The organism is Rhizobium beringeri, from assembly GCF_004306515.1.
Classification (GTDB): Bacteria; Pseudomonadota; Alphaproteobacteria; order Rhizobiales; family Rhizobiaceae; genus Rhizobium; species Rhizobium beringeri.
On record NZ_SILG01000001.1, the window covers coordinates 4,597,469 to 4,610,365 of the forward strand.

General features: G+C 61.1%; 14 protein-coding genes. 10 read left to right on the plus strand and 4 right to left on the minus strand.

Annotated elements, in window-relative coordinates:
* Positions 1-14 precede the first annotated feature (14 nt).
* From ELH03_RS22785 to ELH03_RS22795, 3 genes are all read right to left on the minus strand, one after another.
* A complete protein-coding gene (locus ELH03_RS22785; RefSeq protein WP_130766664.1) occupies positions 15-596 on the minus strand; it encodes a TadE/TadG family type IV pilus assembly protein in 582 nt (193 codons plus the stop codon).
* Positions 596-1,231 (minus strand): TadE/TadG family type IV pilus assembly protein, encoded by a 636-nt coding sequence (locus ELH03_RS22790; protein WP_130766665.1) that lies wholly within the window; start codon positions 1,229-1,231, stop codon positions 596-598. Before ELH03_RS22790 ends, ELH03_RS22785 begins: the two co-directional genes overlap by 1 nt.
* A gap of 103 nt (positions 1,232-1,334) precedes the next feature.
* Positions 1,335-1,745 carry a pilus assembly protein N-terminal domain-containing protein gene (locus ELH03_RS22795; protein ID WP_024323514.1) on the minus strand — a complete coding sequence of 137 codons (411 nt, stop codon included), beginning with the start codon at positions 1,743-1,745 and terminating at the stop codon, positions 1,335-1,337.
* Between the two features lie 380 nt (positions 1,746-2,125).
* On the opposite strand from ELH03_RS22795, the gene ELH03_RS22800 reads away from it, so the two are divergent.
* The 10 genes from ELH03_RS22800 to ELH03_RS22845 all read left to right on the plus strand — a co-directional run bounded on the left by ELH03_RS22800 (position 2,126) and on the right by ELH03_RS22845 (position 11,881).
* On the plus strand, positions 2,126-2,311 hold the full coding sequence (locus tag ELH03_RS22800; RefSeq protein ID WP_028756118.1) for a Flp family type IVb pilin: 186 nt from the start codon (positions 2,126-2,128) through the stop codon (positions 2,309-2,311).
* Positions 2,312-2,434: 123 nt separating this feature from the next.
* Entirely contained in the window at positions 2,435-2,947 is a 513-nt protein-coding gene (locus ELH03_RS22805; protein WP_130766666.1) for an A24 family peptidase, read from the plus strand.
* A 110-nt stretch (positions 2,948-3,057) separates the two neighbouring features.
* Positions 3,058-3,873 carry a Flp pilus assembly protein CpaB gene (cpaB, locus tag ELH03_RS22810; RefSeq protein ID WP_128409933.1) on the plus strand — a complete coding sequence of 272 codons (816 nt, stop codon included), beginning with the start codon at positions 3,058-3,060 and terminating at the stop codon, positions 3,871-3,873.
* A 12-nt stretch (positions 3,874-3,885) separates the two neighbouring features.
* Complete coding sequence (locus tag ELH03_RS22815; RefSeq protein ID WP_128405193.1) at positions 3,886-5,385, plus strand: type II and III secretion system protein family protein; 1,500 nt, start codon at positions 3,886-3,888, stop codon at positions 5,383-5,385.
* The gene (locus ELH03_RS22820) at positions 5,382-6,134 is read left to right on the plus strand and encodes a CpaD family pilus assembly protein (RefSeq protein WP_130766667.1); all 753 of its coding nucleotides are present in this window, start codon (positions 5,382-5,384) and stop codon (positions 6,132-6,134) included. Before ELH03_RS22815 ends, ELH03_RS22820 begins: the two co-directional genes overlap by 4 nt.
* A 14-nt stretch (positions 6,135-6,148) precedes the next feature.
* Positions 6,149-7,426, plus strand: a complete 1,278-nt coding sequence (locus ELH03_RS22825) for a CpaE/TadZ family protein (RefSeq protein ID WP_128405191.1) — start codon at positions 6,149-6,151, stop codon at positions 7,424-7,426.
* A 132-nt stretch (positions 7,427-7,558) separates the two neighbouring features.
* Positions 7,559-9,034 carry a TadA family conjugal transfer-associated ATPase gene (locus tag ELH03_RS22830; protein ID WP_047617509.1) on the plus strand — a complete coding sequence of 492 codons (1,476 nt, stop codon included), beginning with the start codon at positions 7,559-7,561 and terminating at the stop codon, positions 9,032-9,034.
* A 5-nt stretch (positions 9,035-9,039) separates the two neighbouring features.
* Complete coding sequence (locus tag ELH03_RS22835; protein ID WP_128405190.1) at positions 9,040-10,047, plus strand: type II secretion system F family protein; 1,008 nt, start codon at positions 9,040-9,042, stop codon at positions 10,045-10,047.
* Between the two features lie 15 nt (positions 10,048-10,062).
* Entirely contained in the window at positions 10,063-11,049 is a 987-nt protein-coding gene (locus ELH03_RS22840) for a type II secretion system F family protein (RefSeq protein WP_128405189.1), read from the plus strand.
* A gap of 199 nt (positions 11,050-11,248) precedes the next feature.
* Entirely contained in the window at positions 11,249-11,881 is a 633-nt protein-coding gene (locus ELH03_RS22845; protein ID WP_027682158.1) for a LysE family translocator, read from the plus strand.
* 48 nt (positions 11,882-11,929) lie between these two features.
* Here the strand turns inward: ELH03_RS22845 and ELH03_RS22850 are convergent, their stop codons facing one another.
* Entirely contained in the window at positions 11,930-12,766 is an 837-nt protein-coding gene (locus ELH03_RS22850; protein ID WP_130766668.1) for a tetratricopeptide repeat protein, read from the minus strand.
* Positions 12,767-12,897 lie beyond the last annotated feature (131 nt).

Sequence of the window (12,897 nt, forward strand, 5' to 3'; positions counted from 1 at the left end):
GCGGGAAGGGGTTGTCAGCAGTCGCCGCAAGGGATCGAGTCGCCTTGCCGCTGGCGGTAGAAATAACTGCGGCTGATGGTGATCGTGCGCATGCCATCCGGCATGAAGTTCGGGGCGAACAGGAACATCGTATAGGGGATGCTGAGCTCAGTCCGGACCAGGAAACTGTTCGCCGTCTTCATGTCCGCTGGCACGTTGCTCACCGTGGCATTCTTAGCATAGGGCACCGTCCCGTCCTTTGCCCAGGACCAGAGCACTTTCGCATTGGCGCTGGCATCGATGGTAATCCCGGTGATCTTCAGCGCCAGCGACGTCGAGTTGTAGGGCATGAAGATCGCGGTTGCGACCGACGGCATCTGCGCGAGCGTGCTCTTCGTGACGGATTGCTGCTGGGTGACGAGGTCGGCCACCGTCCCCGCAGCGCGTGTCGCGCGTTTGCTGACGCTGAGGCCGATCGTGATCTCGAAAGCGCCGATATAGAGCATGATCAGCACGGGAAAGAGGATCGCGAATTCGATCGCTCCGGCACCCCTGCGGTCTCGAGCCAGCCGCCGCGCCGTCAGGACCAGTCTGGTGAACGGGTTGCGTAACGCCATTATGGATACTGCTCGTTCTGGAAGGCCGCGGTTGCGACGATCAGATATTGGCTCGGCATCGAACCGTCGGAGGGACGTATCGTGGTGATATAGGGCCGGACCAGATCCGTGATGATTTCCCAGCGGTAATAGGCGCGGACCATGTTGATCGTGCCGGCGCCGCCCGGCGCATATTTGAAGGCCGCCGTATTGATATCGGCATATTTGCCGGTGGAAAGCTTGGGGATCGTCGTCGGAATGGCCGAAAAGGTGCTGAACGTCTGCACATCCAGGTAGAGCTTGCTCGGCGTGGCGACTTCGCTCGCCGAGCAGCGGACCAGGATCGAGATCTCGTTACAGAAAGCCTGGCGGAATTGCGCCTGGTTCATATCGGTCGTGCGGCCGAGATTATAGGTGATCTGCCCGGTTCGCATCCTGCGGCTCATCGTATCAACGCCGTTGGAGACGAGTTCTTCGGCGGCGAAGGCGACGAAAGTTTCGAGGATTGCGAAAATCACCAGGAAATAGGGAATGGCGAGCAGGGTGAATTCGATCGCCGCTGCGCCGTCGCGCGAACGGGCGAGAGCGCGAAACCGTGAGAAACGGAACGGAGCGAACGCGCGCCCCTTATCCGTCTGCTGATCAATTGCCGTCATTGCCTGGATCCGAGCGATATTTTCCACTCGTCAGACTACGGTCTGTTCGTTGATTTTCCGTTTCAACCTGACACGAATGGTCGAGGAAGCTCCCAGATAGTACTCAGGGTGAGGCGGTCGCGGTGGCCGCTTGCTGCGCATGCTGCTCGCAATTCGGCGTGCAGGACAGCACGGAGCGCTCGGTCTGCCGGTAGACGCGCACCGTATTGCCCTCGTCGATCGACACCAGGATACGCTCGTCGAGGATCGCATTGCCGTCGGCATCGAGAAGGACCAGATTGGTGGTGCCGAAACTGCGTCCTGTCAGCACGATGGTCTTGGCGTCGGCGACGGTCGCATCGGCGACCTTGGCATTGCCGACGATCACCTTGCTGACGGGGCGGTCGAGCTTCAATACGCGCGCGTGATCCATATAGACGCGCAGCATGTCATCGTCTGCGGCCGCGGAAACTCCCGAAATACCGAAAACGGCGATCATGCCGGCAAAGAAAATGGTTTTGCCGCTCGATGACATTTGGTCCTCTTTCACGATCACAGCGCAATATGCACATAGAATGGAAAAAAATGGTGAACGAAGCCTTAAGCCTACCGCTCTGTTCCAGGATGAAGCGCAATGCTCCGATCTGGCACGGTTTCGGGACGGCACACGCCTCGGTTGGAGGCGCAATTTGTGCTATTTCCGGATGAATGCAGCGATTATTCCCGGAATATTGTTAAATATTGAGGTAAATGCGTAAGGAAATACTGACTCTACAAAGGCCTGTTGTCTCGTTCACATGTCGTTAACTCTTTTCCTTAAGCCGATGGAAACGGCCATTCGCTAGGTTGCAGTCATCCGATCAACGGCAAACAGTTGGCGGACGTGCTGAACATCAACTGGAGTTAGGAGTTACCATGACCAAGCTTTTTAGCCGTTTTCTGAAGGACGAATCCGGCGCGACCGCAATTGAATACGGCCTGATCGCCGCCCTCATTTCCGTAGCGCTCATCACCGGCGCAACGGCGCTCGGCAACAATATCGGTAACACGTTCAACAATTTGAGCGACCACATGGACGACGCCGCTACGGCCGCTAAGTAAGATCGACGCCGCGAAGCAGCGCGTCATAATGCCGGCTGGATTTGCTCCGGCCAACATATCGAGCGGGCTCACAGGCTGAACGGCCGTGAGCCTTTTCGCATCAAGTCACGATCGGGTATAAGCATGATCGCAGCTGCAGTCTTTGTGATACTGCCACTCTGCCTTGCCATGGCGGCGTTCTCGGATCTGTTCACCATGACGATCCCGAACCGTGTTTCCCTGATCCTTGCTGCCTCTTTTCTCATCCTCGCGCCGCTCTCCGGCCTCAGCCTGGAAATGGTCGGCATGCATCTTGCCGCCGCCGCCATCGTGTTCTGCGCCTGTTTTGCCCTTTTTGCGTTCAATGTAATGGGCGGCGGTGACGCCAAGCTGTTGAGCGCTACCGCGCTCTGGTTTGGTCTGAACCAATCCCTCGCCTTCCTGATGCTCGACGTCGCCACGATCGGCGGCCTCATCACCTTGATGATCCTGCTGGTGAGAGCGCAATCGAACAGCATTCTCGCCATCGGTCTACCGGTGCCGAACTCGATCCTGTTCGCCAAGAAAATCCCCTATGGTATCGCGATCGCGATCGGCGGCTTCATGGCCTTCCCTTTCTCGCCGCTGTTCCTCGCCGCGCTGGAAAGCCTGAAATAACGGCATTTTAAATACCCGTTAACTTAAAATGTAAGCGTTCCATTAACCATAATTATACTAATTGCTGAGCATTCTACAGGGCGAACATATCGTGCCCTGAGGAATGATCGATGAAACCGGCTCGCCTTATAATCCTAGCTGTCGCCGTGGTGGCAGCCGGCCTCGCCGGCCTCCTGGCAATGCGCATGGCGGGCAGTGGCGGTGTCGTCACCCAGGTCCGTTCGGTCGTCGAGAAGGAACCCACCGTCAACGTCCTCGTCTCGAGCGCCAATCTGCCGGTCGGCGCACGGCTGGACGACAAGTTGGTGCACTGGATGGCCTGGCCGCAGGGCGGCGTCGTCCCGGGCCTCATCACTGAAGCCGATAAGCCGGATGCGATCAAGGATCTGCAGGGCGCCGTCGTGCGTCTGCCGATCTTCGAAGGCGAACCCATCCGGCCGGAAAAGGTCGCCGATTCCAGCAGCCGCATCCTTTCCTCGCTATTGCCGGCCGGCAAGCGCGCCGTCGCGACCGAAATATCGGTGGCAACCGGTGCCGGCGGCTTCATCCTGCCGAACGATCGCGTCGATGTCATCATGGTCCGCAAGGGTACCGAGGGCGACAAGCTCATTACCGAAACCGTGCTGAGCAATGTCCGCGTTCTCGCCATCGACCAGCAGATACAGGAAAAGGACGACGGCTCGAAATCGGTGGTCGGCACGACCGCGACGCTCGAGCTCACCCCTGATCAAACGAAGGTTCTCGCCGTCGCCCAGCAGATGGCGGATCGGCTGTCGCTTGCGTTGCGCTCTGTCGCCGATGCGCAGGAGCAGGATACCAGCGCGGCCGACTACCTCCTGAGCGGTGACAACGGCAGTGCGATCATCCAGGTCATCAAATCGGGCGCCATCGTCACGGATGCCAGCGCAGCACCGAAGGCGGAGTAAAAGGACGTGCAAATGGGCAATTCAACGCGGCGCGCCGGACTTCTCCTGACAGGCTGCTTCTCGCTGGCACTCGGCGTTTCCGGCATGGCGCCGGCCTCTTTCGTTCCGGTTCTCGGTACAGGCGAGGCGCGTGCCGATTCCGAAAGCCTGGTCCGCATCTCGCAGACCGGCCGCGATGCCCATCGCCGGCTGAAGCTTGGGCTGAACAAGGCCGTCGTCGTCGATCTGCCGGAGGATGCGCACGATATCCTCGTCTCCGATCCAAGCATGGCCGATGCCGTGACCCGCACCTCGCGGCGCATCTACCTGTTCGGCAAGAAGGTCGGCCAGACCAATATCTTCGTCTTCGGCGCCGGTGGACAGGAAATCGTCAATCTCGACATCGAGATCGAGCGCGACGTCTCCGGCCTCGAAGTCAATCTCCGTCGCTTCATTCCCGACTCCAATATCAACGTCGAAATCGTCTCCGACAACATCGTGCTGACCGGCACGGTGCGCACGCCGCAAGATGCCACGCAGGCGGCCGATCTGGCGCAGGTCTTCCTGAAGGGCGGCGAGGCGACGACCAGAACCGAAACGGCATCCGGCAGTGGCGGCGACAGCTCCGTGGCGCTCTTTGCGGAAGGCCGCCAGACCTCGCAGGTCGTCAACCTTCTGCAGATCGAGGGCGAGGACCAGGTCACCCTCAAGGTGACGATTGCTGAGGTCCGTCGCGAGGTGCTGAAGCAGCTCGGCTTCGACAATCTGGTTTCCAATTCCTCCGGCATGACGGTCGCCCAGCTCGGCAGTCCTAGCGCCGACAGCGCGACTTCGACGGTTGGAGGCGGCCTGGCGGCGCTCTTCAAGAGCTCGATCGGCAAATACGACATTTCGACCTACCTCAATGCGCTGGAGCAGGCCAAGGTCGTCAAGACGCTCGCCGAGCCGACACTGACGGCGATATCGGGTCAGGCCGCGACCTTCAATTCCGGCGGCCAACAGCTTTATTCGACGACCGACAGCGACGGCAACGTCACCGTCGTGCCGTTCAACTACGGTATCAACCTTGCCTTCAAACCGGTCGTGCTGTCATCCGGACGCATCAGCCTGCAGATCAAGACCAATGTCTCCGAGCCTGTGGCCGGTAGCGGCAACGCCACCTATCAGCGCCGTTCTGCCGAGACTTCGGTGGAGCTGCCCTCGGGTGGTTCGATCGCGCTGGCCGGCCTTATCCGTGACAACGTTTCTCAGACGATGGGCGGCACCCCTGGTGTCTCGAAGATCCCGCTGCTCGGTACGCTCTTCCGCCAGAAGGGTTTCGAGCGTCAGGAAACCGAGCTCGTCATCATCGCAACGCCCTATCTGGTGCGTCCTGTAGCGCGCAATCAGCTCAACCGGCCGGACGACAATTTCAGCCCTGAGAACGATGGTGCAACCTTCTTCCTCAACCGCGTCAACAAGGTCTATGGCCGCCGCGAGGCGCCCGTCGCTGACGCGCAGTTCCACGGCTCGATCGGGTTTATCTACAAATGAGCGCGGCGCGATCGGCAGCAATGGCAGAAAACAGAGATCAGGCGATGGCCCATATGAATTCGACGACACCCTGCCTTGGAATCTCGAAGGCGCTTTTTGCGATGGCTGCCATTTCGGTGGCCGTCCTTTCCGGATGCGCCGGCCCGCACGACCAACTAACGACCGGCGGCATTCCGGACGATTACCGCGCCCGCCACCCGATCATCGTGACCGAGGCGGAGCAGACGGTCGATATACCCGTCGCCTCGACCGATCGCCGCCTGACCATTGCCCAGCGCGACCTGATCCGCGGCTTTGCCGCAAACTACATCTCGCGCGCCTCAGGCCCTGTTTACGTGCTGTCGCCGCAAGGCTCGCCGAATTCGGCGGCAGCCTATCAGCTGCGCAATCAGGTCCGTGCCGAGCTGGCGTCACGGGGGATCGCAAGCTCGAAGATCGTCAACACCTCCTATGCCGCCGCCGGTTCCGGCGATGCGGCGCCGATCCGGCTGAGTTTTACCGGTATCACCGCGGTCACCACGCAATGCGGTCAGTGGCCGAAAGACATCTCGAGCGATTTGACCAACCAGAACTACTATAATTTCGGCTGCGCATCGCAGAACAACCTGGCCGCCCAGATCGCCAATCCGGAGGATCTGGTGGCACCTCGCGGCATGACGCCGATCGACGCACAGCGGCGTAACAATGCGATCCAGGAATACCGGACGACGACGACCACGATCGAAGATGCCGGCGACGGCAGCTTCTGAGGCGGAACGGAACGATGAGCGCGATCGAATACGAAATCAAAAACCCCAGTGAGCTTCGCCACGCCGAGGAGGCTGTGCGCATGGCGGATCTGGAAACCATGCGGCCGCTGCCGCGCATCTCCGTCCACGCCTTCTGCGAGAGCGAGGCCCTGCAGCATGTCATGGAACGCTGCGCCAATGATCGGCGCGTGGCGAAGGTCAGCATGCGCATCACCAGCGGCGGCATCGCCGCTGCCGCCAATATGTTTTCCGGCGCCCCGACGCCAAACCTCATCATCCTCGAGACCAAGGCGAATGCCGCGAACCTGCTCGCCGAACTCGCGCCGCTCGCGGCGGTCTGCGATCCGACGACCAAGGTCGTCATTATCGGTTATTACAACGATATCGGGCTTTATCGCGAGCTCATCCGCAACGGCATTTCCGAATATATGGTCCAGCCCGTCGCCATGCCCGACATCCTTGCGGCGATGGCCTCGATCTTCGTCGATCCGGACTCCGAGCCGCTCGGCCGCAGCATCGCCTTCATCGGCTCGAAGGGCGGCACCGGCGCCTCGACCATCGCGCATAATTGCGCCTTCGGCATTTCCAATCTCTTCTCCACCGAGACGATCCTCGCCGATCTCGACCTGCCCTATGGCACGGCGAACATCGATTTCGATCAGGATCCGGCCCAGGGCATCGCAGAAGCGGTCTTTGCGCCCGATCGTCTCGACGAGGTCTTCCTCGACCGCCTGCTGACAAAATGCTCCGAGCATCTGTCCCTGCTTGCGGCACCTTCGCTGCTCGACCGCGCCTATGATTTCGACGGCCAGGCTTTCCAGCCGGTGCTCGATGTCCTGCAGCGCAGCGCGCCCGTCACCGTGCTCGATGTTCCGCATGCATGGTCGGAATGGACCCGCTCGGTGCTGTCGAGCGTCGATGAGGTAGTCATCACAGCGGTTCCCGATCTCGCCAACTTGCGCAACGCCAAGAACATGCTGGATGCACTGCGCAAGATGCGGCCGAACGACAGGCCGCCGCATCTCATCCTCAATCAGGTCGGCATGCCGAAACGTCCGGAGATTTCGCCGTCGGATTTCTGTGAACCGCTGGAGATCGATCCGATCGCGATCATCCCCTTCGACATCAATCTTTTCGGCAACGCCGCCAATAGCGGCCGGATGATCTCCGAAGTCGACCCGAAATCGCCGACGGCGGAAACCTTTTCGCAGATATCGCACATCGTCACCGGCCGGGTCGCGATCAAGAAGGCGAAGAAAGGCGGCCTGCTGGGCCTCCTGAAGCGCAAGTAGACAATGAGCAATTCCAGCAAAAGTGTGCAGCGGTTTTGCGTCCGGAATTGCGTGAAAACAAAAAGATAGAGCATTTCCTTGACTCGGAGAGATCGGGAAATGCTCTAGAACGAGCAGATTGGATCGAGTGGCATGTTTGGAAAACGCGGAAACGAAGGTTCCGGAAAGGTCGGAGGGGCGATTGCTCCGCCGCCGCCGGTTCCGGCCGCCGCCCCTGCGGCCTCTTCCCCCTCCATTCTGGTCGAACCCTCGCGCGAGCCCGTGCGCCAGCAGGTGACGCCACCGCCGATGCAGACGCCGCAGCGCAAGCGCCCGGCCCGCACCGATGAATATTACGACACCAAGGCGCAGGTCTTTTCCGCGCTGATCGATACGATCGATCTCTCGCAGCTTTCCAAGCTTGATGGCGAAAGTGCGCGTGAGGAAATCCGCGACATCGTCAACGACATCATCACCATCAAGAACTTTGCGATGTCGATCTCCGAGCAGGAGGAACTGCTCGAGGATATCTGCAACGACGTCCTCGGCTACGGCCCGCTGGAGCCGTTGCTGGCGCGCGACGATATCGCCGACATCATGGTCAATGGTGCCGGCCAGACTTTTATCGAAGTCGGCGGTAAGACGATCGAATCGGAGATCCGCTTTCGCGACAATGCGCAGCTTCTCTCGATCTGCCAACGCATCGTCAGCCAGGTCGGCCGCCGTGTCGACGAATCGAGCCCGATCTGCGACGCCCGCCTGCCGGATGGTTCGCGCGTCAACGTCATCGCGCCGCCGCTGTCGATCGACGGGCCGGCGCTCACCATCCGCAAGTTCAAGAAGGACAAGCTGACGCTCGATCAGCTCGTCCGTTTCGGCGCGATCACGCCGGAAGGCGCAACCGTGCTGCAGATCATCGGGCGCGTGCGCTGCAACGTCGTCATTTCGGGCGGCACCGGCTCGGGCAAAACCACGCTTCTGAACTGCCTTACCAACTATATCGACAGGGATGAGCGCGTCATCACCTGCGAAGATACGGCCGAACTGCAGCTGCAGCAGCCGCATGTCGTGCGCCTCGAAACGCGCCCGCCGAATATCGAAGGAGAGGGCGAGATCACAATGCGCGATCTCGTCAAGAACTGCCTGCGTATGCGTCCCGAGCGCATCATCGTCGGCGAAGTGCGCGGACCTGAAGTTTTCGACCTGCTGCAGGCGATGAACACCGGTCACGACGGTTCGATGGGCACGATCCACGCCAACACGCCGCGCGAATGCCTGAGCCGTATCGAATCGATGATAGCCATGGGCGGCTTTACCCTGCCGGCAAAGACGGTGCGCGAGATCATTTCCAGCTCGGTCGACGTCGTCATTCAGGCGGCACGCCTTCGTGACGGTTCGCGCCGCATCACCCAGATCACCGAGGTGATCGGCATGGAAGGCGACGTCATCATCACCCAGGATCTGATGCGCTACGAGATCGAAGGCGAGGATGCGAACGGCCGCCTGATCGGCCGGCACATGTCGACCGGCGTCGGCAAGCCGCATTTCTGGGATCGCGCCCGCTACTTCAACGAGGAAAAACGTCTTGCCGCTGCCCTCGACGCGATGGAAGCGAAAACGAAGGAATAGGTGAGATGTTCGGGTTCGATCCGGTACTGCTGGCAATCGTCGTCCTCGCCGCCGTCTCCGCGGCAGCAGCCGCCTATGCCCTGTTGTTTTCGAAGATCGAGGCCGACAAGAAATCGGCAAGCCGCATCAATCGCGTCAAATCGGCCGAAAGCGACCGCGTCAAGGTCAAGGCCGCCCGTGACCGGGTGCAAGAGCTGTCCAAGCGCCGTAAATCGGTGCAGGACAATCTGAAGGATCTGGAAAAGCGCCAGCACGAAAAGACCAAGAAGACCGTGTCGATGAAATCGCGGCTGGTGCAGGCCGGCCTGACGATCACGGCGGCGAAATTCTATCTCATCAGCGCCGTCTTCGCCTCCGTGCTGCTGCTTGTCGCCTTCGTCGTCGGCGCATCGTGGATGGTCATGGTCGGTATCGCCGTCGTCGCCGGTCTCGGCCTGCCGCGCTGGGTCGTCGGCTTCCTGATCAAGCGCCGCCAGAACAAGTTCCTCAACGAGCTGCCCAATGCGCTTGACGTCATCACGCGCTCGATCAAATCAGGCCTGCCGCTCAACGATGCGATCCGCCTTATCGCCACCGAAGGCACCGACCCGGTCAAGAGCGAGTTCCGGCGGGTGATCGAGGCGCAGCAGGTAGGCCTCAGCATTCCCGACGCCTGCGCCCGCATGACCATCCACATGCCGCTCCAGGAAGTCAACTTCTTCGCCATTGTCATCGCCATCCAGTCGCAGGCCGGCGGCAATCTGTCGGAAGCGATCGGCAACCTCTCCAAGGTGCTGCGCGAGCGCAGGAAGATGAAGGCCAAGGTCCAGGCGCTGTCGATGGAAGCCAAGGCGTCGGCCGTCATCATCGGCGCTCTGCCCTTCATCGTCGCGACCCTCGTCTACCTCACCTCGCCGAACTACATGATGATCCTCTTCACCGATCCGCGCGGCCATTTCATCATGGGTGTCTCGGCGATCTGGATGTCGATCGGCATCTTCGTCATGCGTAACATGGTCAATTTTGACATCTAGCCGGAAGGAAGCACCATGTCGCAGGATCTTGCCGCAACGCTGACCAATCCGAGCATGCTGATCGCCCTTCTCGTCGCGATCGCCGTCTTCGCCACTTTTTACACGATTGCCGTTCCCTTCTTCGAGCGCGGCGATCTGAACAAGCGCATGAAGGCTGTTTCCACGGAGCGCGAGCAGATCCGTGCCCGCGAACGCGCCCGCATGAACACGGAAACCGGCGCCGGCAAGGCCTCGCTCAGGAACCAGAACAACCGCTCGGTCCGTCAGATCGTCGAGCGCTTCAACCTGCGTAAGGCGCTCGTCGACGACAATACGGTCAACAAGCTGCGTGCCGCCGGCTTTCGTTCGGAGAACGCTCTGAATACCTTCCTCGTGGCGCGTTTCCTGTTGCCCTTCCTTTTCCTGACGCTTGCCGCTGTCTGGGTCTTCGGCCTCGGCAATCTCGCCGAAAAGGGCACGCCTATCCGCCTCTTCGCCGTCATCGGCGTCGGTTATCTCGGCTTCTACGCGCCGAACATCTACATCTCGAACCGTATGGGCAAGCGCCAGCACTCGATCAAGCGCGCCTGGCCGGATGCGCTGGACCTGATGCTGATCTGCGTCGAATCCGGCATCTCGATCGAGGCCGCGATGCGTCGTGTGTCGGAAGAGCTCGGCGAGCAGTCGCCGGCGCTCGCCGAAGAGATGGTGCTGACCACGGCCGAGCTCTCCTTTCTGCCGGATCGCCGTGTGGCGCTCGAAAATCTTGCCACGCGCACCCAGATCGAGCTGGTGCGTTCGGTGACTCAGGCGCTGATCCAGGCCGATCGCTACGGCACGCCGGTCGCGCAGGCGCTACGCGTTCTCGCCCAGGAAGGACGCGACGAGCGCATGAACGAAGCGGAAAAGAAGGCGGCCGCCCTGCCGCCGAAACTGACGGTGCCGATGATCCTGTTCTTCCTGCCGGTGCTGATCGCCGTCATTCTCGGTCCGGCCGGCATCCAGGTGGCAGACAAGTTCTGACGGCTGCGCCGGCGCCGGAAAGCGGATGCCGCTTCCGGCAGAGGACGATGTGCATCAAGGACTGTCGGTCCGATCCGCCGCCAGCAAACGCGCGTGACCGGCGCCGGCATAGCTGGTAAACGGGATGGGCGACCATCGGCAAGCGCGCATGCAACCGCAGTGCCCCTGGCGCTCGTTCAATCCAAAAGAGAGGTTTCCGATGTCTTCTGCGGGCATTTTCATCAGCATCATGGCAGCCTTGGCCGTCGGCGCGATGAGCCCCGGCCCGAGTTTCGTCGTCGTTTCCAGGATCGCCATCTCGCGTTCGAGGCTGGATGGTCTTGCGGCCGCACTCGGCATGGGCGCCGGCGGGGTCGTTTTTGCCGTGCTGGCGCTCGCCGGGCTGACGGCGCTGCTGTCTCAGTTCGAATGGCTCTATATCCTGCTGAAGGTCGCTGGCGGCGCCTATCTCGTCTATATCGCTGTCAATATCTGGAGGAGCGCCGGTCAGCCGCTCGAGGTCTCCGACGCCGTCAACGGCAATCGTGCGCCGAGATTGAGCTTCATGACCGCGCTGCTGACCCAGCTCAGCAACCCGAAGACCATCATCGTCTATGCCAGCATCTTTGCCGCACTTTTACCGAGGACGGTGCCGCTCAGTCTCGTCGTCGCGCTGCCGCTCGGCGTCTTCGTCGTGGAGGCCGGGTGGTATTCGATCGTCGCCTTCGCCTTTTCGGCCCGCCACCCACGGCGGCTCTATCTTGCCGCCAAGAGCTGGATCGACCGCACCGCGGGTGCCGTCATGGCCGGCCTCGGCCTCCGGCTCATTCTCGCCGGCGTAAGTGATCGATAGCTGGCGCGCGAGTGACTTCGGACCCACTCAAGCTCTGAGGAGATCCGGTCAGTTGGTATTGCTGCCGTCCGCTGCGCCAGGCGTCTTGTCCTTGGCGGCGAGTTTCTGCCAGGAATTCTGCTGCGAGAGCATGCCTCTGAGATAGGCGACATTGGCATCGGCCTGCTGCGGCGAAAGTTCGCGCCGGGCGATCTGCTCGGCTTCCGGGAAACGTCCCTGAAGGCCGACGACGAGGGCAAGGTTCTGCCTGACGCGGCTGTCGGCTGTGGGTTGGCCGGCGGCGGAGCGCAGGTAGGTTTCGGCCGTGCGCAGATCGCCGGTCAGTACGTAGGACATGCCAAGGTTGGAAAGGATGGAGGGCTCGTTCGGCTGGATGTCGAGCGCGTCGCGGTAGCGCTGCCTGGCATCGTTTGCCCGGCCCATCTGGTCGAGGATCGCGCCTTGGGCTGAAATCAGCTTCCAGTCCGGACGGTCCGGTGTCTGGGCGCGGCCGATCGTGTCGAGCGCCTGCTGGAACTGGCCGGCCGCCGCCTGCGCCTTGCCGTAGGCGGCCAGCACGTTGCGGTCGCCGGGATTGGCGATCGCCACCTGCTGCATAACGGCGAGTGCCTGTGTGTCGCGGCCGTTCATGCGCAGCAGATTGGCATAGTTGACGCCGGTGACGGGATCGCGCGGGTTCTTTTCATAGGCTTGGCCGAGCCGGTCCGTCGCCGAGCGCAGCTCCGTCGCGTCCATCTCTTCAACCGGCTTGGTGAGTTTCGGCACCGAACCCGTTGTCATCCGGTCCTTGGTCGTCGAGCAACCGGCAAGCGCAAAGACGATCAGCGAGGCCGCAGCGCCCTGCAGGATACGATTGGTGAATGTGGTGGTGAGCGAGGCAGGCATGGCGCGGTCCTGGATTCCGAAATCGGCGCCTGACCTCGAAGCGGAACAGGGAAAGGTTTGACGCAATCTTCGCTCCAGCAATAGTCTGTTAACCCTAACAGACCGTTAAGGAACGATTCCTTACGACCGCC

Excerpts from the sequence above, each read along its gene's own strand:
- ELH03_RS22805 (WP_130766666.1), top strand. The coding sequence starts at position 2,435 with ATGATCGCAGCTGCAGTCTTTGTGATACTGCCACTCTGCCTTGCCATG.
- ELH03_RS22840 (WP_128405189.1), top strand. The coding sequence starts at position 10,063 with ATGTCGCAGGATCTTGCCGCAACGCTGACCAATCCGAGCATGCTGATC.
- ELH03_RS22850 (WP_130766668.1), bottom strand. The coding sequence starts at position 12,766 with ATGCCTGCCTCGCTCACCACCACATTCACCAATCGTATCCTGCAGGGC.
- ELH03_RS22825 (WP_128405191.1), top strand. The coding sequence starts at position 6,149 with ATGAGCGCGATCGAATACGAAATCAAAAACCCCAGTGAGCTTCGCCAC.
- ELH03_RS22800 (WP_028756118.1), top strand. The coding sequence starts at position 2,126 with ATGACCAAGCTTTTTAGCCGTTTTCTGAAGGACGAATCCGGCGCGACC.
- ELH03_RS22845 (WP_027682158.1), top strand. The coding sequence starts at position 11,249 with ATGTCTTCTGCGGGCATTTTCATCAGCATCATGGCAGCCTTGGCCGTC.
- ELH03_RS22815 (WP_128405193.1), top strand. The coding sequence starts at position 3,886 with ATGGGCAATTCAACGCGGCGCGCCGGACTTCTCCTGACAGGCTGCTTC.
- ELH03_RS22790 (WP_130766665.1), bottom strand. The coding sequence starts at position 1,231 with ATGACGGCAATTGATCAGCAGACGGATAAGGGGCGCGCGTTCGCTCCG.
- ELH03_RS22795 (WP_024323514.1), bottom strand. The coding sequence starts at position 1,745 with ATGTCATCGAGCGGCAAAACCATTTTCTTTGCCGGCATGATCGCCGTT.
- ELH03_RS22820 (WP_130766667.1), top strand. The coding sequence starts at position 5,382 with ATGAGCGCGGCGCGATCGGCAGCAATGGCAGAAAACAGAGATCAGGCG.
- ELH03_RS22785 (WP_130766664.1), bottom strand. The coding sequence starts at position 596 with ATGGCGTTACGCAACCCGTTCACCAGACTGGTCCTGACGGCGCGGCGG.
- cpaB (WP_128409933.1), top strand. The coding sequence starts at position 3,058 with ATGAAACCGGCTCGCCTTATAATCCTAGCTGTCGCCGTGGTGGCAGCC.
- ELH03_RS22830 (WP_047617509.1), top strand. The coding sequence starts at position 7,559 with ATGTTTGGAAAACGCGGAAACGAAGGTTCCGGAAAGGTCGGAGGGGCG.
- ELH03_RS22835 (WP_128405190.1), top strand. The coding sequence starts at position 9,040 with ATGTTCGGGTTCGATCCGGTACTGCTGGCAATCGTCGTCCTCGCCGCC.